Annotated in this window: 23 protein-coding genes; 11 read left to right on the forward strand and 12 right to left on the reverse strand. The window is 69.6% G+C overall.

Annotated elements, in window-relative coordinates:
* Positions 1-6 precede the first annotated feature (6 nt).
* From ABZS64_RS25100 to ABZS64_RS25120, 5 genes are all read right to left on the reverse strand, one after another.
* Entirely contained in the window at positions 7-930 is a 924-nt protein-coding gene (locus tag ABZS64_RS25100; protein WP_355833784.1) for a VCBS repeat-containing protein, read from the reverse strand.
* Between the two features lie 330 nt (positions 931-1260).
* Entirely contained in the window at positions 1261-2538 is a 1278-nt protein-coding gene (locus ABZS64_RS25105; RefSeq protein WP_355833787.1) for a hypothetical protein, read from the reverse strand.
* Positions 2528-3079 carry a DUF6114 domain-containing protein gene (locus ABZS64_RS25110; protein ID WP_355833790.1) on the reverse strand — a complete coding sequence of 184 codons (552 nt, stop codon included), beginning with the start codon at positions 3077-3079 and terminating at the stop codon, positions 2528-2530. Before ABZS64_RS25110 ends, ABZS64_RS25105 begins: the two co-directional genes overlap by 11 nt.
* Positions 3080-3176: 97 nt before the next feature.
* A complete protein-coding gene (locus ABZS64_RS25115; protein WP_355833792.1) occupies positions 3177-3833 on the reverse strand; it encodes a DUF6230 family protein in 657 nt (218 codons plus the stop codon).
* A gap of 656 nt (positions 3834-4489) precedes the next feature.
* Positions 4490-5470, reverse strand: coding sequence for a tetratricopeptide repeat protein (locus tag ABZS64_RS25120; RefSeq protein WP_355833795.1), 981 nt, complete (start codon positions 5468-5470; stop codon positions 4490-4492).
* Positions 5471-5677: 207 nt separating this feature from the next.
* Between ABZS64_RS25120 and ABZS64_RS25125 the strand changes: the two genes are divergently transcribed.
* Positions 5678-6313, forward strand: coding sequence for a TetR/AcrR family transcriptional regulator (locus ABZS64_RS25125; protein ID WP_355833798.1), 636 nt, complete (start codon positions 5678-5680; stop codon positions 6311-6313).
* A gap of 67 nt (positions 6314-6380) precedes the next feature.
* Here the strand turns inward: ABZS64_RS25125 and ABZS64_RS25130 are convergent, their stop codons facing one another.
* The 5 genes from ABZS64_RS25130 to ABZS64_RS25150 form a co-directional block, all read right to left on the reverse strand.
* Positions 6381-8081, reverse strand: coding sequence for a methylmalonyl-CoA mutase family protein (locus tag ABZS64_RS25130; protein ID WP_355833801.1), 1701 nt, complete (start codon positions 8079-8081; stop codon positions 6381-6383).
* 87 nt (positions 8082-8168) lie between these two features.
* The gene (locus tag ABZS64_RS25135) at positions 8169-8495 is read right to left on the reverse strand and encodes a DUF3817 domain-containing protein (protein ID WP_355833803.1); all 327 of its coding nucleotides are present in this window, start codon (positions 8493-8495) and stop codon (positions 8169-8171) included.
* 85 nt (positions 8496-8580) lie between these two features.
* Entirely contained in the window at positions 8581-9090 is a 510-nt protein-coding gene (locus ABZS64_RS25140) for a MarR family transcriptional regulator (protein WP_355833806.1), read from the reverse strand.
* 190 nt (positions 9091-9280) lie between these two features.
* The gene (locus ABZS64_RS25145) at positions 9281-9574 is read right to left on the reverse strand and encodes an MTH1187 family thiamine-binding protein (protein WP_266487512.1); all 294 of its coding nucleotides are present in this window, start codon (positions 9572-9574) and stop codon (positions 9281-9283) included.
* Positions 9571-9915, reverse strand: a complete 345-nt coding sequence (locus tag ABZS64_RS25150; RefSeq protein WP_355833810.1) for a DUF3817 domain-containing protein — start codon at positions 9913-9915, stop codon at positions 9571-9573. Before ABZS64_RS25150 ends, ABZS64_RS25145 begins: the two co-directional genes overlap by 4 nt.
* A 192-nt stretch (positions 9916-10107) precedes the next feature.
* Between ABZS64_RS25150 and ABZS64_RS25155 the strand changes: the two genes are divergently transcribed.
* The 4 genes from ABZS64_RS25155 to ABZS64_RS25170 all read left to right on the forward strand — a co-directional run bounded on the left by ABZS64_RS25155 (position 10108) and on the right by ABZS64_RS25170 (position 12781).
* Positions 10108-10746 (forward strand): AIM24 family protein, encoded by a 639-nt coding sequence (locus ABZS64_RS25155; RefSeq protein ID WP_355833813.1) that lies wholly within the window; start codon positions 10108-10110, stop codon positions 10744-10746.
* Complete coding sequence (locus tag ABZS64_RS25160) at positions 10746-11396, forward strand: AIM24 family protein (protein ID WP_355833815.1); 651 nt, start codon at positions 10746-10748, stop codon at positions 11394-11396. Before ABZS64_RS25155 ends, ABZS64_RS25160 begins: the two co-directional genes overlap by 1 nt.
* Positions 11393-12175 (forward strand): AIM24 family protein, encoded by a 783-nt coding sequence (locus ABZS64_RS25165; protein WP_355833818.1) that lies wholly within the window; start codon positions 11393-11395, stop codon positions 12173-12175. Before ABZS64_RS25160 ends, ABZS64_RS25165 begins: the two co-directional genes overlap by 4 nt.
* 129 nt (positions 12176-12304) lie before the next feature.
* Entirely contained in the window at positions 12305-12781 is a 477-nt protein-coding gene (locus ABZS64_RS25170; RefSeq protein WP_355833821.1) for a MarR family transcriptional regulator, read from the forward strand.
* 393 nt (positions 12782-13174) lie between these two features.
* On the opposite strand, the gene meaB is transcribed toward ABZS64_RS25170, so the two are convergent.
* Entirely contained in the window at positions 13175-14131 is a 957-nt protein-coding gene (meaB, locus tag ABZS64_RS25175; protein ID WP_355833824.1) for a methylmalonyl Co-A mutase-associated GTPase MeaB, read from the reverse strand.
* Between the two features lie 24 nt (positions 14132-14155).
* Positions 14156-15364 carry an acetyl-CoA C-acetyltransferase gene (locus ABZS64_RS25180; RefSeq protein WP_355833827.1) on the reverse strand — a complete coding sequence of 403 codons (1209 nt, stop codon included), beginning with the start codon at positions 15362-15364 and terminating at the stop codon, positions 14156-14158.
* 146 nt (positions 15365-15510) lie between these two features.
* Here ABZS64_RS25180 and mce point away from each other — a divergent pair, with 146 nt between their 5' ends.
* The 6 genes from mce to ABZS64_RS25210 all read left to right on the forward strand — a co-directional run bounded on the left by mce (position 15511) and on the right by ABZS64_RS25210 (position 23907).
* Complete coding sequence (gene mce / locus ABZS64_RS25185) at positions 15511-15939, forward strand: methylmalonyl-CoA epimerase (RefSeq protein ID WP_266535898.1); 429 nt, start codon at positions 15511-15513, stop codon at positions 15937-15939.
* Positions 15940-16105: 166 nt separating this feature from the next.
* The gene (gene scy, locus ABZS64_RS25190) at positions 16106-20065 is read left to right on the forward strand and encodes a polarized growth protein Scy (RefSeq protein WP_355833832.1); all 3960 of its coding nucleotides are present in this window, start codon (positions 16106-16108) and stop codon (positions 20063-20065) included.
* A 114-nt stretch (positions 20066-20179) separates the two neighbouring features.
* Positions 20180-21118, forward strand: coding sequence for a cellulose-binding protein (locus ABZS64_RS25195; protein WP_355833835.1), 939 nt, complete (start codon positions 20180-20182; stop codon positions 21116-21118).
* 145 nt (positions 21119-21263) lie between these two features.
* Positions 21264-22247, forward strand: coding sequence for an ATP-binding cassette domain-containing protein (locus ABZS64_RS25200; protein ID WP_355833838.1), 984 nt, complete (start codon positions 21264-21266; stop codon positions 22245-22247).
* Between the two features lie 3 nt (positions 22248-22250).
* Complete coding sequence (locus ABZS64_RS25205) at positions 22251-23030, forward strand: ABC transporter permease (RefSeq protein WP_355833841.1); 780 nt, start codon at positions 22251-22253, stop codon at positions 23028-23030.
* 31 nt (positions 23031-23061) lie between these two features.
* Complete coding sequence (locus ABZS64_RS25210) at positions 23062-23907, forward strand: hypothetical protein (RefSeq protein WP_355833844.1); 846 nt, start codon at positions 23062-23064, stop codon at positions 23905-23907.
* Positions 23908-23919 lie beyond the last annotated feature (12 nt).

A 23919-nucleotide genomic window follows, 5' to 3' on the forward strand; every position in this document is an offset into this window, starting at 1 on the left:
GGGCGCTCAGAAGAGGGCGTTGAAGGCCGTCCAGCCACTGGTGCCGATCTGCACCCGGGCCTCGAACGGGGCGGCCGACTTGCCGGTGCCCTTGAACAGCCACAGCGCGCCCGCGGCGTCCACGGCGATCAGGTCGGCCTTGCCGTCGCCATTGCTGTCGCCCGCGGAGACGAGGGTCTTGTACGTGGCTGTGCCCCAGCCCGTGCCGACGGTGACGCGTGCGCCCAGCGCTGCGTCGGCCGTGGCGTTTCCGGTGCCCGGGTAGATGTAGAGCGTGCCGTTGGTGGCCCGGGCGATGAGATCCGCCTTGCCGTCGCCGGTGTAGTCCCCGCGTCCGGCAAGGGCGTCCATCCCGTTCCACCCCGCGGAGCCGATCCGGATGCGTGCGGCGAGCATGCCGTCCGCCTTGCCCTGGTACAGCCACAGGGCGCCCGCGGCGTCGCGGCCGATGATGTCGTCGTGGCCGGTGCCGCCCAGATTGCCCGGCGACATCAGGAGGTTGTACGTGTCCCAGCCACCGCCGACGACCTTGGTGTCGTTGCCGCGCTCGGCGGTGTAGTACAGCGTCTTGCCCATGCGGAAGTACAGGTCAGTGCCTGCACCGCTCTCCGAATGCCCGGCCTGCACAAGGGCAGTGGCATCGTCGAAGCCGCCTCCCAGGTCCACGGAGGCCTTCAGGCCGCCGGTGCCATTGGGCTCGTAGTCATAGAGATGGCCGTTGGCCTTGCGGCCGAAGAGCGAAAGCGTGGGCTCGGGTGCAGCGGCCGCGGCCGCCGTCCCGCTCGCCGCGTTCGTACCGGAAGCGGCGGGCTCGGAGGCCCATGGCGCATTCGGCAGAGCCGTTGCCGACCCGACGGCCAGCGCGGCGGCCGCAAGGGCCACGGCACACACCACCGCCCGGCGCATCGAGCGGCTGAGTTGTCCGAACATGAGTGTGGGGTGTCCTCACAGGTGTCACCTGCACGGACGCGCATGGGAGTGCTCCGCTGAAAACGGCCGCCCCCCGACGCCCGCGCGCCGGGTCACGCGACCACAGCTTGATCACCCTAGACATGAACTCCTCAACTTGGAAGGTTTTCAGGAGTATTCATGCAGGCGCACACACTCTTTCTCCACCGACCGTGCCGCCGTCGGGCCGCAGCGGTCCACCTTTCCCCGCCAGGCCGCCGGAGAAGCAGCCCTGGAGGCCGACACGACCGTGGGCCGCACCCCCCGACAAGGGGTACGGCCCACAGCCTTTGTGCGGCTCCCGGATGGGTCTTAGTTCTGGCCACCGGTGAAGTAGTTGTGCAGCCCGGGTACCGTCAGCGTCCCGCCGAACTGGCCCGCCTGCGTCACCTTCACGTTGGTGAAGAAGGCGAAGGGAACATTCAGCGGCGGAGGCGTCTGAGGGCTGAACGTGATCGGGATGAGGCCGAAGAGGTTGCCCTTCAGCTCCTCCGTGTACATCGTCACCGTGCCGTTGGTGATCGTCGACGTGGAGCCCTTGTCCGCCTCGACGTGCGCGGTCGTGCCGTTCGGGCCGACCACCAGCTGGTGGAGGTCCTTGATGTCGACGCCCGAAGCCGTGAACTTCAGCACCTTCTTGACCTTGCCACTGCCCGTCTTCACCTTGACGATGCCCTTGTAGTCCAGGCCCTTCAGGGTGAGCATCGAGCTCTCGAGGATCCACGGGTCGTCCGGGAGCAGCGGGAGGCCCGGCTCCAGGTCCGCGGCGGCCATCGCCTTCGGGTCGGCGGTCGGACACGGGAAGCGCGGCTTGGCGCCGTCCGGGATGTCCTCGTCCGTCTTGGGGTCGAGGCCCTTGACCGCGTCGTCCAGCTCCTCGGTCGTCGCTCCGGCCTTGTCCGCCGCGTCCTTGATGGCGTCCTTGGCCTTGTCCGCCGTCTCGTTCACCTTGTCGACGGGGTTGGTCGACGGCTTCTCGGACGGAGCGGTGGTCGGCTTCGTCGAAGGCGTCGGCTCAGCGGCGGGCTTGGTGGTCGCGGGCGCGCTCGGCGTCGCTGTTGCCGTGGGCTCCTTGTCGGGGCCGTCGAGCAGGTCCTTGATCGCGTCGCCGACACCCAGCGGGTCGAGCGGGTTCGTCGTCTTCGTCGCGCTGGGCGTCGGAGTCGGAGTCGGAACTGTCTTCGGGTCCGCAGACTTGGACGCGGACGGCGTCGCGCCGGGCGTCGGCTCATCGGCGGGCTTGTCGCTCGCCGACTCGCTGGCACTCGGGTCGGGCTTCTCCGACGGCGACTCGGACGGCTTCGCCGAGTCCGACGGCTTGGGCGACTCGGACGCCGCAGGCTCGTCCGAGCGGGTCACGCACGGGCCGGGGGCGAACGGAATGTCCTTGTCATCGGCGAGCGCCAGCTTGGGGGTGAGGCCCATGCCGAGGAAAACGGCGGTGGGCATCGCTGCCAGGGCTATCGCCTTGCCGGCCGGCATCTGGAGCTTGTTCAGCAGGGGCTTCTTGGGAGCCGCGTGGCGCGGCCCCCTTCTGGCCTGCGTCCCATCGCCTCCAGCCGCGGTCAGCGGTGTGACATCACCCGGCACTGTTCCTCCCGCCGTTGGCTTCGTTGTTTGTGTCGTACGCGGCCACGCCGTAGTCGTCCCACTGGTCCGCCACAGGTGCCTCAGCAGGTTCGGGCGCGAGCGTCGGTTCCTCCGCCGGAGCGGGCTGTGCGACGGACTTCCCCGGTGCCCAGGAGACAGCGAGCGCACCGCCCATGAGGGCGAGCAGGAAGCCGATGAGGAAGCCACCCAGGTTGGCGACCGGAATGGAGATCAGTGCCAGCAGAATCGCTGCGACACCCGCGAACACCCTGACGGCGGCCTGGAACCACATCGTGAAGCCGAGCGTGATCAGCAGTACGCCGATGATCAGCGATCCGGCCCCCGCGGTCGTCGCCATCGAGAGCGTCATGTGACCGAGCTTTAGGCTCGCGTACGGGAGGTAGGCGATGGGAATTCCGCCGAGCAGGGTGAACAGACCCGCCCAGAAGGGTCGCTGACCCCGCCAGTTACGGAAACCCCGTCGAAAGGCTCGGATGTAGTGCTCGTCCCGCCCCGGTGACACTGCAGACTCGGCGCTCATGGAAAACAGCTCCCTGGAACTGGCGTTGCTATGTGAAGAGTTGGGCGGGCGGGCGAAGCCGTGAAGGCTTTCCCCGCCCGCCCGGACGGGATGACCGTCAGTAGCACTCGATCCCGTCGCCGGAGCCCCTGAGCAGACGCATGCTCAGACCGCTCAGCTCGAAGGTGCCGGCGGTGGTCGCCCACGCCTTCTGCTTGACGCCGGTCAGCTCGGCCCGCTCGGCCTGCTGGGCGAATCCGTTCGGCAGGATGGACTTGTCCTTGACGGCCGGACCCTTGCCACCACTGCCCTCGTCGGTGTCCTTGGCCGCGACGCCGATGTCGATGTTGGTGAACTTGGCGTTCGCGTCCAGCTCGGACACGTCCAGGTAGAGGTTCTTGGCCTGGACTGCAGTGCCCTTGTCGCCCGCCTTCAGCCGCAGCGTGACCTTGCCGACAAATGGCACGTCGGTGACGACCGACTGACACATGTCGGTGATCGAGGCGTTCCTGAAGGTCGAGATCGCGACGGGTCGCGCCACCTTCTCGTCGCCCTTGAGGTCCTTGTACCCCATGTCGACGCCGCCGTATTGGGCGAACCCATGCCCGTCAAGGTATCCGGCGGTGACCTTGAACTCCTGGCCGGACACAGCGAACGACGCGGCGAGCGCGCCCTGTGCCAGACCGACGCCTATCGCGGCCGTTGCGGCCACGCTGGGCACCATGACAAGAGCGAACCGCTTCCATCTGGTTCCGCCCCGAGTCGCTGACTCCATGACTTTCCTCCTTCTCGGACGTACATCTCCGGTCCGGACCCTCAAGTCCGTCCTGGGATGGGAGAAGTGCTACGTCCTCGGGAAGGAGAGCGCCTGCACTTTCAGGCGCGAGCTGCGTCCGAAACACCGGCGATCACCCCCGAGCGACAACCACTGGTCGCGCCTGACGCACATCACGCACAACCTGCTGGACAGGCCCTGCCGTTCGGCAGGAACCCCCCTGTCCACGACCGGCGCCACTGCCGCCGGTCCACTCGGTGGGGACCCAAAGTTCCGCGGCGCGACTGGGGGCCGGGCTGGTGCGGAATCGGACCGAGCGTGGCCGATCGTGGTCCATTCCAGGCCGCGGCACAAGAGGCTTCGTTACCCACTAGTAACGGCCTGATAACCACGCAACGACCGGGTGATGTCGACCGGGCACGCAGGGTGCAGCCAAGGGGTGAGCCAGAAGGGGAGATTGTCGCTAATAAGCGGACAGAACAAGCGGGTTGATTTACTGCGAGTAACAGCCCGTACGTTTACCAAGTTTTGGTAAAGCACGAACGCGTTTTGTCACTGTGTCGCCAAAACGGCGACGGCGCCTCACCGGCGCCGCCGCCGCAAATCCGTCACACCAGGCGGAACGGTGCGTTCCACGCAGGTATTTCAAACATGGCTCAGAACAGGACTCGCGCCAGCGCCGAACGCGCCGCCGTCACCCGCGGGTCGTCCGGCCCGACGACCTCGAAGAGCTCAAGCAGCCGGATCCGTGCCGCGTCGCGGTCCTCGCCCGCCGTGCGGCGGACCGTCTCGACCAGTCGGCCGAACGCGTCCTCGACATGGCCGCCGACCAGGTCCAGGTCTGCCGCGGCGATCTGCGTGGTCACATCGGCCGGGTTCCCGGCCGCTTCCTGGCGGACCTTCTGCGGGTCCATGTCCTGAACGCGCCCCAGCAGTTCGGCCTGGGCGAGGCCCAGCTTGGCCTCGGTGTTGCCGGGGTCGTCGGACAGCACGTTCTTGTACGCCTGGACGGCGCCGCCGAAGTCGCCCGCGTCCAGTGCCTGGACGGCCGCCTCCAGCAGGGCGTCGTACGGCCCCTCCGGCACCGCTGCGGGGGCCGCGGCCTCGCCCGAAGCGTCCGCCGCGTCCTGGTCGACCGTGATGCCCGTCAGGCCGAAGCGCTCCTCGGCGACCTGGATCAGCTGGTCCAGCGTCTGGCGGATCTGCGCCTCCGGGGCCGCGCCCTGGAAGAGCGGCAGCGCCTGGCCGGCCACCACCGCGAAGACCGCGGGGATGCCCTGGATCCCGAACTGCTGCATCAGCATCTGGTTGGCGTCGACGTCGATCTTGGCGAGGACGAACCGGCCGCTGTACTCCTGCGCCAGCCGCTCCAGCAGCGGGCTGAGCTGCTTGCACGGCTCGCACCACTCGGCCCAGAAGTCGATGACGACCGGGACCTCGGCGGAGCGCTGGAGGACATCGCGCTCGAAGCCCGCCTCATCGACGTCAATCACCAGGCTGGAGGGGGCTACGGCACCGCCGCCGCCCTGGCGGGCGGCCTCGGCACGGGCCTGCTCCGCCTTCGCCTTGGCCTCACCGGCCGCCTTCAACGCGGCGAGGTCGACGACGCCGCTCATGGACATGTTCCTAGGCTGCATGAGTACATCCTCCCCCCTCCGCGCGCGCATGTGAAAAGCGTTCCTGAAGATCGGCGCGGGTCCCCACCCGCGCCTGTGGTTGTCGCTCGAGCCGGTCAAGGCTTTCGCTACGAGTCGTAGCGTAACTGCATCAGCTCTGCCGCGTGTGAGAAACCTCCGGTGAACTGCCTCACAGCAGATCGCCTACCCGCCGGTATGGTCGCCGTCATGTGCAGCCACACCCGCCCCAAAACCGTGCGTACGGGTCGTACGGGACGCCCCCGCAGTGCCGAGGCCGACGCCGCGATCCTCGACGCGACCCGTGCGGCGCTCGTCGAGCTGGGCTGGTCGAAGCTGACGATGGGCGATGTGGCCACCCGCGCGGGAGTCGCGAAAACCACGCTCTACCGCCGCTGGACCAACAAGAACGAGCTTGTCGTCGACGCCGTCGCCGTTCTCTTCGACGAGCTCGAACTCCCCGACCTCGGCAGCCTGATGGCCGATGTGGAGGGCGTGGTGCTGCAGTTCGCCGCGCTCCTTGCGCGGCCCGAGGCCAAGACCGCGCTGATGGCGGTGGTCGCGGAGTCGACACGCGACGACGCGCTGCGCAGCCGTATCCGCTCGGCGATCGTCGACCGGCAGAAGCGGCTGGTCCTGGAGGGCCGGGCGCGCGCGCAGGCCCGCGGTGAGCTGCCGTACGAGGAGAACGCGGAGGCGGCGGCCCGCAGCGCGGACCTGATCTTCGATGTGATCGCGGGAGCCGTCGTGCACCGGGCGCTGGTCAGCGCGGAGCCGGTGGACGAGGAGTGGGCGCGCAGCTTTGCGCTGCTGCTGGTGTCGGGGCTGGGCTCGCTCCAGGGCTGAAGCCCGGGCGAGGGCCGAAGCCCAGGAGGTGGGGGCGGGACGTCCCGCCCCCACCGTCTGCGTACGGTCAGAAGCCGGGGGGCTCGGTGTACGTCCCCCACTCGTCCCGCAGCGCATCGCAGATCTCGCCGAGCGTGGCTTCCGCGCGGACGGCGTCCAGCATCGGCCCGATCATGTTCGAGCCGTCCCGGGCCGCGGTCAGCATCGCCTCCAGCGCGGACCGTACGCGGGCCTCCTCGCGACCGGCCTTGCGGCCCGCCAGGACCCGTACCTGCTCGCGCTCGACCTCGTGGCTGACCCGCAGGATCTCCAGGTCTCCGGTGACCGAGCCGTGGTGGACATTGACGCCCACGACGCGCTTGTCGCCCTTCTCCAGGGACTGCTGGTAGCGGAAGGCAGATTCGGCGATCTCGCCGGTGAACCAGCCGTCCTCGATACCGCGCAGGATGCCGGAGGTGATGGGGCCGATGGGGTGCTGACCGTCGGCGTGCGCCCGGCGGCCGCGCTCCTTGATCTGGTCGAAGATCTTCTCGGCGTCCGCCTCGATGCGGTCGGTGAGCTGCTCGACGTACCAGGAACCGCCCAGCGGGTCGGCGACGTTGGCGACGCCGGTCTCCTCCATCAGCACCTGCTGCGTGCGCAGCGCGATCTCCGCTGCCTGCTCGCTGGGCAGCGCGAGCGTCTCGTCCAGGGCGTTGGTGTGCAGGGAGTTGGTGCCGCCGAGGACCGCGGAGAGCGCCTCGACCGCCGTGCGTACGACGTTGTTGTACGGCTGCTGGGCGGTGAGTGAGACGCCCGCGGTCTGGGTGTGGAAGCGCAGCCACTGCGCCTTGTCGGTCTTCGCGCCGTACACCTCCTTCGTCCAGCGCGCCCAGATCCGGCGTGCCGCGCGGAACTTGGCGATCTCCTCGAAGAAGTCGAGGTGCGCGTCGAAGAAGAAGGAGAGCCCGGGGGCGAAGGTGTCGACGTCCAGGCCGCGGCTCAGGCCCAGTTCGACGTAGCCGAAGCCGTCGGCGAGGGTGTACGCGAGCTCCTGAGCGGCCGTCGCGCCCGCCTCACGGATGTGGTAGCCGGAGACCGAGAGCGGCTTGTACGCGGGGATGCTCTGCGCGCAGTGCTCCATCAGGTCGCCGATGAGGCGCAGATGTGGCTCGGGCTGGAACAGCCACTCCTTCTGCGCGATGTACTCCTTGAAGATGTCGGTCTGGAGCGTGCCGTTGAGGACGGCCGGGTCGATGCCCTGGCGCTCGGCTGCGACGAGGTACATGCAGAAGACGGGGACGGCGGGTCCGGAGATCGTCATCGAGGTGGTGACATCGCCGAGGGGGATGTCCTTGAACAGGACCTCCATGTCGGCGGCGGAGTCGATGGCCACGCCGCAGTGGCCGACCTCGCCGAGCGAGCGCGGATCGTCGGAGTCGCGGCCCATGAGGGTCGGCATGTCGAAGGCGACGGAGAGCCCGCCGCCGCCGTTGGCGAGGATCATCTTGTAGCGCTCGTTCGTCTGCTCGGCATTGCCGAAGCCGGCGAACTGCCGGATGGTCCAGGTGCGGCCGCGGTAGCCGGTCGGGTACAGGCCGCGGGTGAAGGGGTACTCCCCCGGCCAGCCGATCCGCTCGAAGCCGTCGTAGGTGTCCCCGGGCCGTGGCCCGTAGACCGGCTCGACCGGGTCGCCGGAGAGCGTGGTGAAGTCGGCGTCCCGCTTGCGGGCCTTGTCATAACGGGCCTGCCAGCGTCGGCGGCCTTCCTCGATGGCGTCAGCGTCCATGCTCACCAATTTACTAGGACGTCCTAGTAAATGTCGATGGCAGACGACCGCGAGCCGTGCTCGCGGCCGTGGGAACGTCAGTGCCGCTTACGCCTGGGCGGTCGCCGCGTCGGCGTCCGCGATCAGCGGACGGATCTCGCGGGTGACCTTCGGCTCGACAAAGAAGGAGGCCACAGGGATGCAGCCGGCGGCCAGCACCCACAGGAGCTTGCCGAACGGCCACTTCGCCCTGGAGCCGAGATCGAAGGCGAAGACGACGTAGATGATGAACAGCACACCGTGGATCTGCGAGATCAGCATGGTGTCGCCGACATGGAACCCGTACTTCAGGATGATCGCCGCGGTGAAGACCAGCAGCCAGACGGCGGTGACGTACGCCATCACCCGGTAACGGGAGAGCACATTCGACTTCATGGCAACGAGCGTAACCGGACGCAACGGGCGATCTTCGCCCGGGTCCGGGGTCCGACCTCTCGCCTACTTCTCGTCTACTTCTCGTCTACTTCTCGTCGAAGTCGTGCGCCGAGACCCGCAGCGGGCGCAGCATCGCGAAGATTTCCCCGCACTCCTCGGCGTCGTACGCACCGAGCCCGAAGTCCATCTCCATCAGATCGCGGGTGGCCGCCTCGACGACTTCCCGGCCCTTCTCGGTGATGGAGGCGAGGGTGCCGCGGCCGTCGTTCGGGTTGGGCCGCTTGTCGACCAGGCCGGAGCGCACCAGCCGGTCCACGGTGTTCGTGACCGAGGTCGGGTGGACCATCAGACGCTCGCCGATCTTGGACATGGGCAGCTCACCGGCCTTGGAGAAGGTGAGCAGAACGAGTGCCTCGTAGCGCGCGAAGGTCAGTCCGTACGGCTTGACGACGGCGTCGACCTCTGCGAGCAGGATCTGGTGCGCGCGCATGATCGAGGTGATCGCGCCCATCGAGGGCACGGGGCCCCATCGCTGCTGCCACAGTTCGTCGGCTCGGGCGATGGGGTCGAAGGGAAGGCTGAGCGGCTTCGGCACGGCACCGACCCTACCGACTGGTCATATGGCGGTCAGCCCCGTCTCGCTCTTCGGTCTTCCTGGCCTCTGCGACGTGTACGAGACAGGTGCCGGTGCCGATCACGCCGGCGCCCACGACGACGGCGCTCACGAAGAAACGCGCCCTGACCGCGGAGTCGGCCGGAGCGAGGTTCGGGCGGACAGAGCGACGTCAGGCGGACAGGTGGCGCTCCACCGTCTCGACCTTCGAGGTGAGGCCGTCCGTGACGCCCTGTCTGATGTCGGCCTTCAGGACGACCGAGACGCGCGGGGCCCGGGCCTCGACCGCGGCGACGGCGCGTTTGACGACGTCCATCACCTCGTCCCATTCGCCCTCGATCGAGGTGAACATCGCGTCCGTACGGTTGGGCAGGCCCGACTCGCGGACGACCCTGACGGCGTCGGCGACGTACTCCCCGACGTCCTCGCCGACCCCCAGAGGCGTGACCGAGAAGGCGACGATCATGCGTTCACCTTGCCCTCGCGGCGGGCGCGGGAGGCGATGACCTCGTCCTCGGCCGCGCGCTTGAGCTTGCGCTCGGCGACGAAGCCGCCGAAGGGCAGGACGGAGAGCACGAAGTAGATGGCCGCGGTCTTCGCGTTCCACTTGGTGCGGTTCCAGGCGTCCAGCCAGAACAGGACGTACAGGATGAAGAGCACGCCGTGGACCGCGCCCATGACCGGGACCGCGTTGAACTCCGTGGTGCGCTTGAGCACCGAGCAGACCAGCAGCAGGAGGAAGGAGACGGCCTCCGGAGCGGAGACCAGGCGGAGGCGGTGGAGGGATGAGGCGGTCTTGATGTCCACGGGGGCACCTTCGGTGGGAGGGGGACTTTGACGGGCATGGCTCTTGTGAACGCATGCACAAACTTCGGTCCATTGTGGCAGCCGCGTTTGGGTCCCGGGGTCCGGGGTGTCCCCGGAAAAGGCACAGCATCAGGGTGCAGATCCTCCTCAAGGACCCTGTTCGCGCCGGGTACCGCCCGATAACGTCACTCCGTGGCAACGTTCCGACTCCAAGGCAGCAAGGTGCTCGCCGTCGACATGACAGGCGACGCCGTCAAAGCGAAGAACGGCTCGATGGTCGCCTACGACGGCCAGATGGCGTTCAAAAAGATGTCCGGCGGCGGTGAGGGCATCCGCGGGATGGTCACCCGCCGCCTCACCGGCGAGCAGATGGTGATGATGGAAGTGAAGGGGCAGGGCACCTGCTTCTTCGCCGACCGTGCGTCCGAGATCAACCTGGTGAACCTGCACGGCGACAAGCTCTATGTCGAAGCGAGCAATCTGCTCTGCACCGACGCCGGGCTGCGCACCGGGACCACCTTCACCGGGCTGCGCGGCGGGGCGACGGGCAACGGCCTGTTCACCACGACCGTCGAGGGCACCGGCCAGGCGGCGATCATGTCGGACGGCCCTGCCGTGGTGCTGCGGGTGACGCCCCAGTACCCGCTCTCCGTCGACCCCGGCGCGTACATCGCGCACCAGGGCAATCTGCGCCAGGACTTCCAGTCAGGCGTGACCTTCCGGACCTTCCTCGGCGAGGGCGGCGGCGAGGCGTTCCAGATCCGCTTCGAGGGCGACGGTCTGGTGTACGTACAGCCGAGCGAGCGGAACACCATCGGAGGCGACGTCTGATGCCGTTCCGTGAAGTCAACTCGAAGATGGTCGAGGCGACGGTGGTTCCCGGCCAGAAGATGTTCAGTCAGCGCGGCGCGATGCTCGCGTACCGCGGCGAGGTCTCCTTCACGCCGAACATCCAGGGCGGCCAGGGCGGCCTGGCGTCGATGATCGGGCGGCGGGTGGCCAATGAGGCGACGCCGCTGATGACCGTCGAGGGCAACGGCACCGTGATGTTCGGCCACGGCGGCCATCACATCCAGGTGATCCAGCTGACCGGCGACACCCTGTACGTCGAGGCGGACCGGCTGCTCGCCTTCGACGGGACACTGCAGCAGGGCACGATGTTCATGGGCTCGCAGGGCGGGGTCATGGGTATGGTGCGCGGCCAGGTCACCGGCCAGGGGCTCTTCACGACGACGCTCAAGGGCCATGGCGCGGTGGCGGTCATGGCGCACGGCGGCGTGATCGAGTTGCCGATCACTCCGGGGCGGGCGGTCCATGTGGACCCGCAGGCGTACGTCGCGCACCACGGCGACGTACGCAACAAGCTCTCCACGGCGCTGGGCTGGCGCGACATGGTGGGGCGCGGCTCGGGCGAGGCGTTCCAGCTGGAGCTGAGCGGCAGTGGCGCGGTGTATGTACAGGCCTCGGAGGAGAAGCTGTGACCGGTCCCGTGGTCTTCGACCCGATGACGCTGCCGAGCGACGACAACGTCAACGCGTACACCTTCTGTGTGGAACTCAAGGGCAGTCAGTGGTTCCTGCAGAAGGGGAAGATGATCGCCTATTACGGGCGCATCGACTTCAACGGCATCGGCCACGGCCGGCTGGACCGGCTGCTGCGGACCTCGTTCCACTCGCCGCTGCACGCCAGTGACTGGGTGGTGGCGGAGGGCAGCGGGAAGATGCTGCTCGCCGACCGTGCCTTCGACGTCAACTCGTTCGACCTGGACAACGGGAACCTGACGATCCGGTCCGGGAATCTGCTGGCGTACCAGCCGACGCTGGCGCTGAAGCAGTCGATCGTGCCGGGCTTTCTCACACTGATCGGTACGGGGAAGTTCGTGGCCGCGTCGAACGGTCCCGTGGTGTTCATGGAACCCCCGATCCGGGTGGATCCGCAGGCGCTCGTGGGCTGGGCGGACTGCCCCTCCCCCTGCCACCACTACGACCACGGCTACATGACCGGACTGATGGGCGGTCTGCGGGCGATGACCGGGATCGGCGGGGCGTCCGGTGAGGAGCACCAGTTCGAGTTCGTGGGCGCGGGGACGGTGCTGCTGCAGTCGACCGAGGTACTGATGGCCGAGACGGCGACCGGAGCGGTGCCCGCGCAGGCGGGGGTTCCCGGGGGTCACGCCGGTGCCGGAGGCCCAGGTCAACACGGGTCCACCCCTCGTCTCCCCGGTCAGCTGGGGGACCTCCAGCGTCGCTTCGGCCTGTGAGCGGTAGTCTGCGGAGTGTGACGTCGAACGTCTGCACCCTTGTGCGCGCGGTGCCTTGTGCGCGCCGGGTGCCGGGCGTCACATTCCCCGACTTCGTCCGCCTTTCAACTTCTTAGGTAGAATGCATATATGGAGACCGAGACGGCCACCCGCTGGCTGACCGATGACGAGCAGTGCGCCTGGCGCACTCACCTGGACGTCAGCAGGCTGCTGATGCACCAGCTCGAGAAGGACCTCCAGCCGTTCGGCCTGACCAACAACGACTACGAGATCCTGGTCAACCTCTCGGAGTCGGCGGACCGGCGCATGCGGATGAGCGACCTCGCCACGGCCACGCTGCAGTCCAAGAGCCGCCTCTCGCATCAGATCACCCGGATGGAGAACGCGGGCCTTGTCCGCCGGGAGAACTGCGAGTCGGACCGGCGCGGGCTGTACGCGGTGCTGACAGAGCAGGGCATGGAGACGATGCAGAAGGTCGCGCCGCAGCATGTCGCGTCCGTACGCAAGCACTTCATCGACCTGCTGACACCGGAGGCGCTCGCGGACCTGCGGGAGTCCCTGTCCCCGGTGGCGGAGCACCTGCGGGGACGCCGGGGCAAGCCGTAACGCTCTGACGCCGGGTCACGCGGCGGGCGGGACCCGGCTCGATTGCGGGGCCCGACGGGCCTGGCGGCGGAGGCCGCGAGGGCGCCGGCCGTCGGCCCCGCGCCGCAGACTCCGGCGGCACGAAGGTGCCGCAAACCCGAGCGGGCCGCTCGTACGCGGCCTCGCGGCACGAAGCTGCCGCCTGAAACGGACGGTGCGTACCCCCTCGCGGCGCGACGCCGCCGCAAACCCCGGAGCGGCGCGAAGCCGCCGCAAACCCGAGCGGGCCGCTCGTACCCCCTGTCGGCGCGAAGCTGCCGCCGACAGGGGGGAGGGCGCGAAGCTGCCCTCCTGGACGGGGGGCCGGGGGGTTCCCCCGGTTTCGGGAAGGGGCGGGGTGGGGGCCAACCCCCGCTACGACTCCGTCAGGCTCGCCACCAGTTCGTCCGCCGCCCGGTACGGGTCCAGCTCGCCCGCCACGATCCGCTGCGCCAGTGCCCCAAGCCTGCGGTCGCCGTGCAGGTCTCCGATCCGTTCGCGCAGGGCCGTCACCGCGATCGTCTCCACCTCGCCCGCCGCGCGCAGCGCGCGGCGTTCCGTGAGGACGCCGTGTTCCTCCATCCACGCGCGATGCTTCTCCAGCGCCTCGACCACCTCGTCGATGCCCTCGCCCCGCGCCGCCACCGTCTTCACGATCGGCGGCCGCCAGTCGCCGGGGCCCCTCGCCTCGCCCAGGCCCAGCATGTGGTTCAGCTCGCGGGCAGTCGCGTCCGCGCCGTCCCGGTCCGCCTTGTTGACGACGTACACGTCGCCGATCTCGAGGATGCCCGCCTTGGCGGCCTGGATTCCGTCGCCCATGCCGGGGGCGAGCAGGACGACCGAGGTGTCCGCCTGGGAGGCGATCTCGACCTCGGACTGACCCACGCCGACCGTCTCGACGAGGATCACGTCGCAGCCCGCGGCGTCCAGGACGCGGATCGCCTGCGGGGCGGCCCAGGCGAGGCCGCCCAGATGCCCGCGCGTCGCCATCGAGCGGATGTAGACGCCGGGGTCGGACGCGTGCTCCGACATCCGGACCCGGTCGCCGAGCAGCGCCCCGCCGGAGAAGGGCGAGGACGGGTCGACGGCCAGGACGCCGACCCGCTTGCCCATCCGCCGGTACGCGCTCACCAGCGCCGACGTGGAGGTGGATTTGCCGACGCCGGGCGAGCCTGTCAGGCCCACCACGTATGCACCTCCGGCCAGCGGAGCCAGCGCCGCCATCACCTCGCGCAACTGCGGGGACGCCCCCTCGACGAGTGAGATCAGCCGGGCCACGGCCCGCGGCCGGCCCTCCCTCGCCTGGGCAACCAGTTGGGGGACGTCCACCATGTGAGCGCTCCTTGCTTACTTGGCTTACTTGCCGTTGCCCGGGACGCGGACGATCAGCGCGTCTCCCTGTCCGCCGCCACCGCACAGCGCGGCCGCACCCACGCCGCCGCCCCGGCGCTTCAGCTCCAGCGCCAGGTGGAGGACCACCCGCGCGCCGGACATGCCGATGGGGTGGCCGAGTGCGATCGCACCGCCGTTGACATTCACCTTTTCCGGGGATACCCCCAGATCCTTCATTGACTGCACGGCGACCGCGGCGAATGCCTCGTTGATCTCGATGAGGTCGAGGTCGTCGACGCCGATGCCCTCCTTGCGCAGCGCGTGCTGGATGGCGTTGGACGGCTGCGACTGGAGGGAGTTGTCGGGCCCGGCGACGTTGCCGTGCGCGCCGATCTCCGCGATCCACTCCAGGCCCAGTTCCTGGGCCTTGGCCTTGCTCATCACGACGACCGCCGCGGCGCCGTCGGAGATCTGCGAGGACGTACCGGCGGTGATGGTGCCGTCCTTGGCGAAGGCGGGGCGCAGCTTGCCCAGCGACTCGGCCGTGGTGTCGGCGCGAATGCCCTCGTCCTTGCTGAAGACGACCGGCTCACCCTTGCGCTGCGGGATCTCGACGGGCGTGATCTCGGCCTCGAAGATGCCGTTCTTCTGCGCGGCCGCGGCCCTCTGGTGGGAGAGCGCTGCGATCTCGTCCTGCTCGGGGCGGGCGATGCCGAGCCGGGTGTTGTGCTTCTCCGTGGACTCGCCCATGGCGACGTTCTCGAAGGCGTCGGTGAGTCCGTCGTACGCCATCGAGTCGAGCATCTCGATCGCGCCGTACTTGAAGCCCTCACGCGACTTCGGCAGCAGGTGCGGCGCGTTGGTCATGGACTCCTGGCCGCCTGCGACGACGATGTCGAACTCGCCGGCGCGGATCAGCTGGTCGGCCAGCGCGATGGCATCGAGGCCGGACAGACAGACCTTGTTGACGGTGAGTGCGGGCACGTTCATCGGGATGCCCGCCTTGACGGCGGCCTGGCGCGCCGGGATCTGCCCTGCCCCGGCCTGCAGCACCTGGCCCATGATCACGTACTGCACCTGATCACCGCCGATGCCCGCCCGGTCCAGCGCCGCCTTGATGGCGAAGCCACCGAGATCGGCGCCGGAGAAGGACTTGAGCGAGCCGAGCAGGCGTCCCATGGGCGTACGGGCGCCCGCGACGATCACTGAGGTGGTACCGGTCGTTCCTGACATGAGGCACGATCCCCTTCCAGCGCGGAGCTGAGGAGTGAACGAGGGTTTACTTCAATGTACTGAGCGGTACGGCCCCAGGTCACCGGGCGACGAGTGTGATCGCGCGCACGTTGCGTAACCACCGTCCGGGGCGCTGCACTGGGGGAATGCTGACGCGAATCGACCACATCGGGATCGCCTGTTTCGACCTCGACAAGACTGTCGAGTTCTACCGGGCCACGTACGGCTTCGAGGTGTTCCACACCGAGGTCAACGAAGAGCAGGGCGTAAGGGAAGCCATGCTCAAGATCAATGAGACGTCCGACGGCGGCGCCTCCTACCTCCAGCTGCTCGAGCCCACCCGCGAGGACTCCGCGGTCGGAAAGTGGCTGGCCAAGAACGGTGAGGGGGTCCACCACATCGCCTTCGGCACCGCCGACGTCGACGGTGACGCGCAGTCGATCCGCGACAAGGGCGTGCGGGTTCTCTACGACGAGCCGCGTATCGGCTCCATGGGCTCCCGTATCACTTTTCTCCACCCCAAGGACTGCCACGGCGTTCTCACCGAACTCGTCACCTCTGCAACGGAGCACTGACCTGAGGATTCCCGGCCCGGTAGAGTGGGCGATTCCGGGCCGGGGCCGGGTCGGGGCCGCGCCGCGTTCCCTCCGTTGATCTGTCACCATTCCCCGGGGGGCCGTTCGCCGGCGAACGGTGCTCGTACGGAGACAGTTGCGACCAGGGGACGGATGGGACCGCGCAGTGCGGGGCTACGAACGCCAGGAGAGCCACCGAGCTGACGACGACCACCTCTCGCGGTTCGAAGCCGAGATGGACCGGCTGAAGACCGAGCGGGAGAAGGCCGTCCAGCACGCCGAGGACCTCGGCTACCAGGTCGAGGTATTGCGCGCCAAGCTCCATGAGGCGCGGCGCAGTCTCGCCTCCCGTCCTGCCTACGACAACGCCGACATCGGCTACCAGGCAGAACAGCTGCTCCGTAACGCCCAGATCCAGGCCGATCAGCTGCGCACCGACGCCGAGCGCGAGCTGCGCGAGGCCCGCGCACAGACCCAGCGCATCCTCCAGGAGCATGCCGAGCACCAGGCCCGTCTCCAGGCCGAGCTGCACTCCGAGGCGAACCAGCGCCGCCAGCGCCTGGACCAGGAACTGGCCGAGCGCCGCCAGACCGTCGAGGCGCACGTCAACGAGAACGTGGCCTGGGCCGAGCAGCTGCGGGCCCGTACCGAGGCACAGGCCCGCCGGCTGCTCGACGAGTCCCGCGCCGAGGCCGAGAAGGCGCTGGCCGCGGCCCGCGCCGAAGCCACCCGGGTCGCGGAAGAGGCCCGCCGGCGGCTCGGCTCCGAGGCGGAGGCGGCCAGGTCCGAAGCGGAAGCGATCCTTCTGCGCGCCCGCAAGGACGCCGAACGGCTCCTGAACGCCGCGTCGAACCAGGCGCACGAAGCCACCAGCCACGCCGAGCAGCTGCGCTCGTCCACCACCGCCGAGTCCGACCAGGCCCGCCAGCAGGCCTCCGAGCTGAGCCGCGCCGCCGAGCAGCGGATCCAGGAGGCGGAGGAGAAGCTGCGCGAGGCCCGCGCGGAGTCCGAGAAGGTCCTGACCGAGGCCAAGGAGTCGGCGGCCAAGCAGCTGGCGTCCGCCGAGTCCGTCAACGAGCAGCGCACCCGTACCGCCAAGGCGGAGATCGCGCGACTGGTCGGCGAGGCCACCACCGAGGCCGAGGCGGTCAAGGCGGAGGCCGAGCAGGCGCTCGCCGACGCCCGCGCGGATGCCGAGAAGCTGGTCGCCGCTGCGGAGGAGAAGGCCAAGACGGTCGCCGCCGAGGACTCGGCCGCCCAGCTCGCCAAGGCGGCCCGTACCGCCGAGGAGGTCCTGACCAGGGCCTCCGAGGACGCGAAGGCCACCACGCGCGCGGCGAGCGAGGAGGCCGAGCGGATCAAGCGCGAGGCCGAGGCCGAGGCGGACAGGCTGCGCGGTGAGGCCGCCGAGCAGGCCGACCAGCTCAAGGGCGCGGCCAAGGACGACACCAAGGAGTACCGCGCCAAGACGGTCGAACTGCAGGAGGAGGCACGCAGGCTGCGCGGCGAGGCCGAGCAGCTGCGGGCCGAGGCGGTCGCCGAGGGCGAGCGGATCCGCGGCGAGGCCCGCCGCGAGGCCGTCCAGCAGATCGAGGAGGCGGCCAGCACCGCCGAGGAGCTGCTGACCAAGGCGCGCGCCGACGCCGACGAGATGCGTTCGGCTGCAACGACCGACAGCCAGCGGGTCCGCACCGAAGCGATCGAGCGTGCCACCTCCCTGCGCAAGCAGGCCGAGGAGACGCTGGAGCGCACCCGCGCCGAGGCCGAACGGCTGCGCACCGAGGCCGAGGAGCAGGCTGAGGCCGTCAAGTCCGCGGCCGAGGAGGCCGGGGCCGAGCTGCGCGAGGAGGCCGAGCGCGGCATCGCAGCCCGCCAGGCCGAGGCCGCCGACGAGCTGACCCGGCTGCACACCGAGGCCGAGTCCCGTCTCGCATCGGCCGAGCAGAACCTGGCCGAGTCCCGTGGCGAGGGCGAGCGGATCCGCCGCGAGGCCGCCGAGGAGACCGAGCGGCTGCGTACGGAGGCGGCCGAGCGGATCCGTACGCTCCAGGCGCAGGCCGAGCAGGAGGCCGAACGGCTGCGCACGGAGGCCGCGTCGGACGCTTCGGCCACCCGTGCCGAGGCGGAGAACATCGCCGTACGGCTGCGCAGCGATGCCGCCAACGAGGCCGAGCGGCTCAAGAACGAGGCGCAGGAGAGCACCGACCGGCTCCGCGCGGAGGCCGCGGCCGCCGCCGACCGGATCGGAGTCGAGGCCGCCGAGGCGCTGGCCGCCGCCCAGGAGGAGGCGAACCGCCGCCGCCGCGAGGCCGAGGAGATCCTGGACTCCGCGCGTACGGAAGCGAATCAGGAGCGCGAGCTCGCCCGCGAGCAGAGCGAGGAGCTGCTCGCCTCCGCCCGCAACCGGGTCGAGGAGGCGCAGACCGAGGCGCACCGCCTTGTCGAGGAGGCCGACCGCCGCGCCACCGAGATGGTCGCCGCGGCCGAGCAGACCGCCCAGCAGGTACGCGACTCCGTCAACGGCCTCCATGAGCAGGCCGAGCAGGAGATCGCCGGGCTGCGGTCCGCCGCCGAGCACGCGGCCGACCGCACCAGGACCGAGGCGCAGGAGGAGGCGGACCGGGTCCGCGCCGACGCGTACGCCGAGCGGGAGCGGGCTACCGAGGACGCCAACCGGCTGCGGGTGCGGGCCCAGGAGGAGACCGAGGCCGCCAACGCGCTCGCCGAGCGGACGATGTCCGACGCGATCACCGAGTCGGAACGGCTGCGCGCCGACACCGCCGAGTACGCGCAACGGATGCGTACCGAAGCGTCGGACGCCCTCGCATCGGCCGAGCATGACGCCTCGCGCGCCCGCGCCGAGGCCCGCGAGGACGCCAACCGCATGCGCTCCGACGCCGCGGCCCAGGCCGATCTGCTCATCGGGGAGGCGACGAGCGAGAGCGAGCGGCTGCGTAGGGAGGCTGCCGAGGCGCTGGCAGGCGCCGAGGCGGCGTCGGTCCGGCTGCGCAGCGAGGCCGAGCAGATCAAGGCGGAGGCCGAGGCCGAGGCCGAGCGGCTGCACGCCGGAATCCGGGCCGAGGGCGAGCAGATCCTGGACGAGGCCCGCGAGGCGGCCGACAAGCGCCGCTCCGACGCCGCAGCCCAGGCCGACCAGCTGATCGGCGAGGCGACCGGCGAGGCGGAGCGGCTGCGCGCCGAGGCCGCCGACACGGTGGGCTCCGCCCAGCAGGCCGCCGAGCGCATCAAGTCCGAGGCCCAGAAGGTCAAGGCGGAGGCCGAGGCGGCGGCGGAGCGGATGCGTGCGGAGGCCCGCGAGGAGGCCGACCGTACGCTCGACGAGGCACGCGTGGCCGCGGCCAAGCGCCGCGCGGACGCCGCCGAGCAGGCCGACCAGCTCATCAACAAGGCCCAGGAGGAGGCGCTGCGCGCGGCCACCGAGGCCGAGGAGCAGGCCGACACGATGGTGGGCGCGGCCCGCAAGGAGGCCGAGCGGCTGATCGCCGAGTCGACGGTCGAGGGCAACACCCTGGTGGAGCAGGCCCGTACGGACGCGGACGAGCTGCTCGTCGGCGCGCGCCGGGACGCCACCGCCATAAGGGAGCGCGGCGAGGAGCTGCGGGCCCGGGTCGATGCCGAGATCGAGGAGCTGCACGAGCGTGCCCGCCGGGAGACCTCCGAGCAGGTGAGGACGGCCGGCGAGCGCGTCGACCAGCTGGTGAGGGCGGCGACCGAGCAGCAGGCCGAGGCGGAGGCGAAGGCCAAGGAGCTGATGGCCGACGCCAATTCGGAGGCGAGCAAGGTCCGGATCGCCGCGGTCAAGAAGGCGGAGGGCCTGCTCAAGGAGGCCGGGCAGAAGAAGGCCGAGCTGATCCGCGAGGCGGAGCGGCTGCGGACCGAGGCCGAGGCCGAGGCGGACCGACTGGTCGGCGAGGGCAAGCGCGAGCTCGATGTCCTGGTCCGCAGGCGCGAGGACATTCAGGCGGAGATTTCGCGTGTCCAGGACGTGCTTGAAGCGTTGGAGTCTTTCGAGGCGCCGTCCGGGGGTAGCAAGGAGGGCGGCGGCGTGAAAGCAGGTGCGACAGCAGGGGTTACACGTTCGAGTGGCAAGTCATCCGAGAGCTAGCCACTCAAAAGGCTGGACATTCTCCAGATCAAACGGGCATCCGCTCGATGACACGCCGCTTTGACCCCTAGGATTCCCCCTAACACCTCACCGGTCTCATTCGACAGGAACCCCATGAGCGACACTTCCTCCCCCTTCGGCTTCGAGCTCGTGCGGCGTGGTTACGACCGCGGTCAGGTGGATGACCGCATTACCAAGCTCGTCGCCGACCGTGACAGTGCTCTCGCCCGAATCACCTCTCTGGAAAAGCGCATCGAGGAGCTCCACCTCGAGACGCAGAACGCCCAGGCCCAGGTCAACGACGCGGAGCCGTCGTACGCCGGTCTCGGTGCCCGCGTCGAGAAGATCCTCCGCCTCGCCGAGGAGGAGGCGAAGGACCTGCGCGAGGAGGCCCGTCGCGCGGCCGAGCAGCACCGTGAGCTCGCCGAGTCCGCCGCCCAGCAGGTGCGCAACGACGCCGAGTCGTTCGCCGCCGAGCGCAAGTCCAAGGCCGAGGACGAGGGCGTCCGCATCGTCGAGAAGGCGAAGAGCGACGCCTCTACACTGCGTGGCGAGGCGCAGAAGGACGCGCAGTCCAAGCGCGAAGAGGCTGACGCACTGTTCGAGGAGACCCGCGCCAAGGCCGCCCAGGCCGCCGCGGACTTCGAGACGAACCTTGCCAAGCGCCGCGAGCAGTCCGAGCGCGACCTGGCTTCGCGTCAGGCGAAGGCCGAGAAGCGCCTGGCGGAGATCGAGCACCGCGCCGAGCAGCTGCGCCTGGAGGCCGAGAAGCTGCGTACGGACGCGGAGCGCCGGGCCCGTCAGACGGTGGAGACCGCGCAGCGCCAGGCCGAGGACATCGTGGCCGACGCGAACGCCAAGGCCGACCGGATCCGCAGCGAATCGGAGCGCGAGCTGGCGGCGCTCACCAACCGCCGCGACTCGATCAACGCGCAGCTGACCAACGTCCGCGAGATGCTGGCCACGCTGACCGGTGCGGCCGTGGCCGCGGCCGGCACCCCCGCCGACGACGAGCCGATCTCCCGCGGCGTCCCGGCACAGCAGTCCCGCTAGTCCCGCTGGTCCCGCCGGGTTTCCGAGCCGCAAGGCTCGTCCTCTGCGGTACGTCTCCGAGTGCCCGGTGCCCTTGCGGCGCCGGGCACTCGCGCGTACAAGAACTCCGGTGGCGCAGGCCACTGGGCGCGCTTAGCGTGGCCGCATGATTGAGCTCGAGGGCCTCACCAAACGCTTCGGCAGTCTGACCGCGGTCGACCAGCTCTCCTTCACGGTCCGGCCGGGTGTGGTGACCGGCTTCCTCGGCCCCAACGGCGCGGGCAAGTCGACGACGATGCGGATGATGCTCGATCTCGACAACCCGACCAGCGGAACGGTCAGGATCGACGGCAAGCACTACCGCGACCTCCAGGAGCCGCTGAAGTACATCGGTGCGCTGCTCGACGCCAAGGCGATGCACGGCGGGCGCAGCGCGTACAACAACCTGCTCTGTCTTGCCCAGTCGAACCGCATCCCCGCCTCCCGTGTCGCCGAGGTCCTGGACACGGTCGGGCTGACGTCGGTGGCGAAGAAGAAGTCCAAGGGCTTCTCGCTCGGTATGGGCCAGCGGCTGGGAATCGCCTCCGCGCTGCTCGGCGATCCGGAGATCTTGATGTTCGACGAGCCGGTCAATGGCCTGGATCCCGAAGGAATTCACTGGATCCGCAATCTCATGAAGACTCTGGCATCAGAAGGACGCACGATCTTCGTCTCCTCCCATCTGATGAGCGAAATGGCGCTGACCGCCGACCACTTGATCGTGATCGGGCAGGGGCGACTTCTGGCCGACACGTCGATGGCGGATTTCATTCACCAGAACTCCAGGAGCTATGTACGGCTTCGCTCCCCCCAGCAGGAGCGGCTGCGCGATGTGCTCCACGAGTCGGGATTCGTCGCCGTCGAGTCGGGCAACGGGATGCTGGAGGTCGACGGCGCCACGGCCGAGCAGCTCGGTGAGCTGGCCGCCCAGCACCAGCTGGTGCTCCATGAACTGAGCGCGCAACGCGCCTCGTTGGAGGAGGCGTTCATGCAGATGACAGCAGGGTCGGTGGAGTACCACGCGCACTCCACGCACGAGGGGGCACCGCCACCGGTGCAGCCCCCGGCTCCCCAGTGGGGCCAGAGCTACCAGAGCAGCAAGGGAGCCTGACCCATGGCCTCGGTACCCGCGGTCCTGCAGTCCGAGTGGACCAAGATCCGTACGGTCTCCTCGACCACCTGGACCCTGGTGAGCGCGCTCGTCGTCACCGTCGCGATGGGGGCGGCGCTCAGCGCGCTGCTGAAGTCCACCTTCGACGACCTGGGCCGCCAGGAGCAGCTCACCTTCGACCCGACGTTCATCAGCTTCTCCGGGATGGTCCTCGGACAGCTGGCGATGGTGGTCTTCGGGGTGCTCGTGGTCGGCACGGAGTACAGCTCCGGGATGATCCGCACCTCGCTGGCCGCCGTGCCGCAGCGCGCCACCTTCCTCTTCAGCAAGATCGCGGTGGCGACCGCGCTGGCGCTGGTGGTCGGTCTGGCGACGAGCTTCCTCTCCTTCTTCCTGGGGCAGGCGCTGCTGGGCGATCACCGCACGACGATCGGCGCGGACAATGTCCTGCGGGCGGTCGTCGGCGGCGGGCTGTACATGGGGCTGATCGCCCTGTTCTCGATGGGTGTGGCGACGATGCTGCGCAGCTCCATGCTGTCGCTGGGCATCCTGATGCCGTTCTTCTTCCTGGTCTCGCAGATCCTCGCGTCCGTACCGAAGGCGAAGACGGTCGCCCGTTACTTCCCCGACCAGGCCGGGTCCAAGATCATGCAGGTGGTTCCGGACGCGATGGGCAGCGACAAGGCACCGTACGGGCCGTGGGGCGGGCTGGGGATCATGGTCCTGTGGGTGATCGCGGCGCTGATCGGCGGCTATCTGGTGCTCAAGAAGAGGGATGCGTAGCGATCACCGCGCGGGTCAAGGGACGTCTGCCGTGAAGGACCGAAGCCTCGAAGCGCTGGGCCCCGACCCTGTGCCGCTCAAGGAGCCCCTGAGCTATCCGGGCCGGCCCGTCACCGAGCCCTCGCTGCTCAGCGGCGGCGAGCTCCTGCGGCTGTACGTACGCCCGGTTCGGCTCGGCGACTGGTACGTCGATGAGAGCGAGGAGCAGGCGCGGCAGCGGAGCGTGGACGAGGTGCTCTCCGGCCTCGGCCAGGTGGTCACGGGACGCCGTCACCCCGTCATCGCGGTCGGCTCGAACGCCTCGCCGGGACAGGTCGGCCACAAGCTCACCCGGCTCGGCATCCCCGCGACCGTGCCGATGGTGCCGGTGCGGGTGCGCGGCATCCGTGCCGGCTGCTCGGGCCACATCAGTGCGGCCGGCTATGTGGCGTGCACGCCGTACGCAGACCGGGACGCGGAGACGGTCCTCGTCGTCACATGGCTGGATTCCACCCAGCTCGCAGCTTTCGACGACACCGAATTCCCCAACTACCGGCGGGCGTTGCTGCCGGGTGACGCCTTCGCGATGACGATGCCGTCCGGGGAGCGGCTGGACGGCGCGTACATCTACTTCAGTGCGCACGGCGTCCTCGCGGACCCGGACGGCACGCCCCGCCCCGGCGGCGGCGACCAGTCCGCACTGCTCGCGGCGCTGCTTGCGGCCTCGCCCCGGCTGCGTGAGCTGCTGGGACCCGGTCCGGCGGCCTGGGTGACGAAGGCGGGCGCGGACCGGGCGCTGCGTGAGGAGGGCACGCGAATCTTCGCCGAAGAGGGCTGGGTGCTGCCGCGGACGGACTTTCTGCCGTACGCCGACGACTCGCTTCCGCCGAGACCGTAGCGTTACGGCTTG

Origin of the sequence: Streptomyces sp. NPDC005408, from assembly GCF_040606445.1 — a bacterium.
GTDB lineage: Bacteria > Actinomycetota > Actinomycetes > Streptomycetales > Streptomycetaceae > Streptomyces.

Excerpts from the sequence above, each read along its gene's own strand:
- ABZS64_RS25100 (WP_355833784.1), bottom strand. The coding sequence starts at position 930 with ATGTTCGGACAACTCAGCCGCTCGATGCGCCGGGCGGTGGTGTGTGCC.
- ABZS64_RS25110 (WP_355833790.1), bottom strand. The coding sequence starts at position 3,079 with ATGAGCGCCGAGTCTGCAGTGTCACCGGGGCGGGACGAGCACTACATC.
- ABZS64_RS25115 (WP_355833792.1), bottom strand. The coding sequence starts at position 3,833 with ATGGAGTCAGCGACTCGGGGCGGAACCAGATGGAAGCGGTTCGCTCTT.
- ABZS64_RS25120 (WP_355833795.1), bottom strand. The coding sequence starts at position 5,470 with ATGCAGCCTAGGAACATGTCCATGAGCGGCGTCGTCGACCTCGCCGCG.
- ABZS64_RS25125 (WP_355833798.1), top strand. The coding sequence starts at position 5,678 with ATGTGCAGCCACACCCGCCCCAAAACCGTGCGTACGGGTCGTACGGGA.
- ABZS64_RS25130 (WP_355833801.1), bottom strand. The coding sequence starts at position 8,081 with ATGGACGCTGACGCCATCGAGGAAGGCCGCCGACGCTGGCAGGCCCGT.
- ABZS64_RS25135 (WP_355833803.1), bottom strand. The coding sequence starts at position 8,495 with ATGAAGTCGAATGTGCTCTCCCGTTACCGGGTGATGGCGTACGTCACC.
- ABZS64_RS25145 (WP_266487512.1), bottom strand. The coding sequence starts at position 9,574 with ATGATCGTCGCCTTCTCGGTCACGCCTCTGGGGGTCGGCGAGGACGTC.
- ABZS64_RS25160 (WP_355833815.1), top strand. The coding sequence starts at position 10,746 with ATGCCGTTCCGTGAAGTCAACTCGAAGATGGTCGAGGCGACGGTGGTT.
- ABZS64_RS25170 (WP_355833821.1), top strand. The coding sequence starts at position 12,305 with ATGGAGACCGAGACGGCCACCCGCTGGCTGACCGATGACGAGCAGTGC.
- meaB (WP_355833824.1), bottom strand. The coding sequence starts at position 14,131 with ATGGTGGACGTCCCCCAACTGGTTGCCCAGGCGAGGGAGGGCCGGCCG.
- ABZS64_RS25180 (WP_355833827.1), bottom strand. The coding sequence starts at position 15,364 with ATGTCAGGAACGACCGGTACCACCTCAGTGATCGTCGCGGGCGCCCGT.
- mce (WP_266535898.1), top strand. The coding sequence starts at position 15,511 with ATGCTGACGCGAATCGACCACATCGGGATCGCCTGTTTCGACCTCGAC.
- ABZS64_RS25195 (WP_355833835.1), top strand. The coding sequence starts at position 20,180 with ATGAGCGACACTTCCTCCCCCTTCGGCTTCGAGCTCGTGCGGCGTGGT.
- ABZS64_RS25200 (WP_355833838.1), top strand. The coding sequence starts at position 21,264 with ATGATTGAGCTCGAGGGCCTCACCAAACGCTTCGGCAGTCTGACCGCG.
- ABZS64_RS25205 (WP_355833841.1), top strand. The coding sequence starts at position 22,251 with ATGGCCTCGGTACCCGCGGTCCTGCAGTCCGAGTGGACCAAGATCCGT.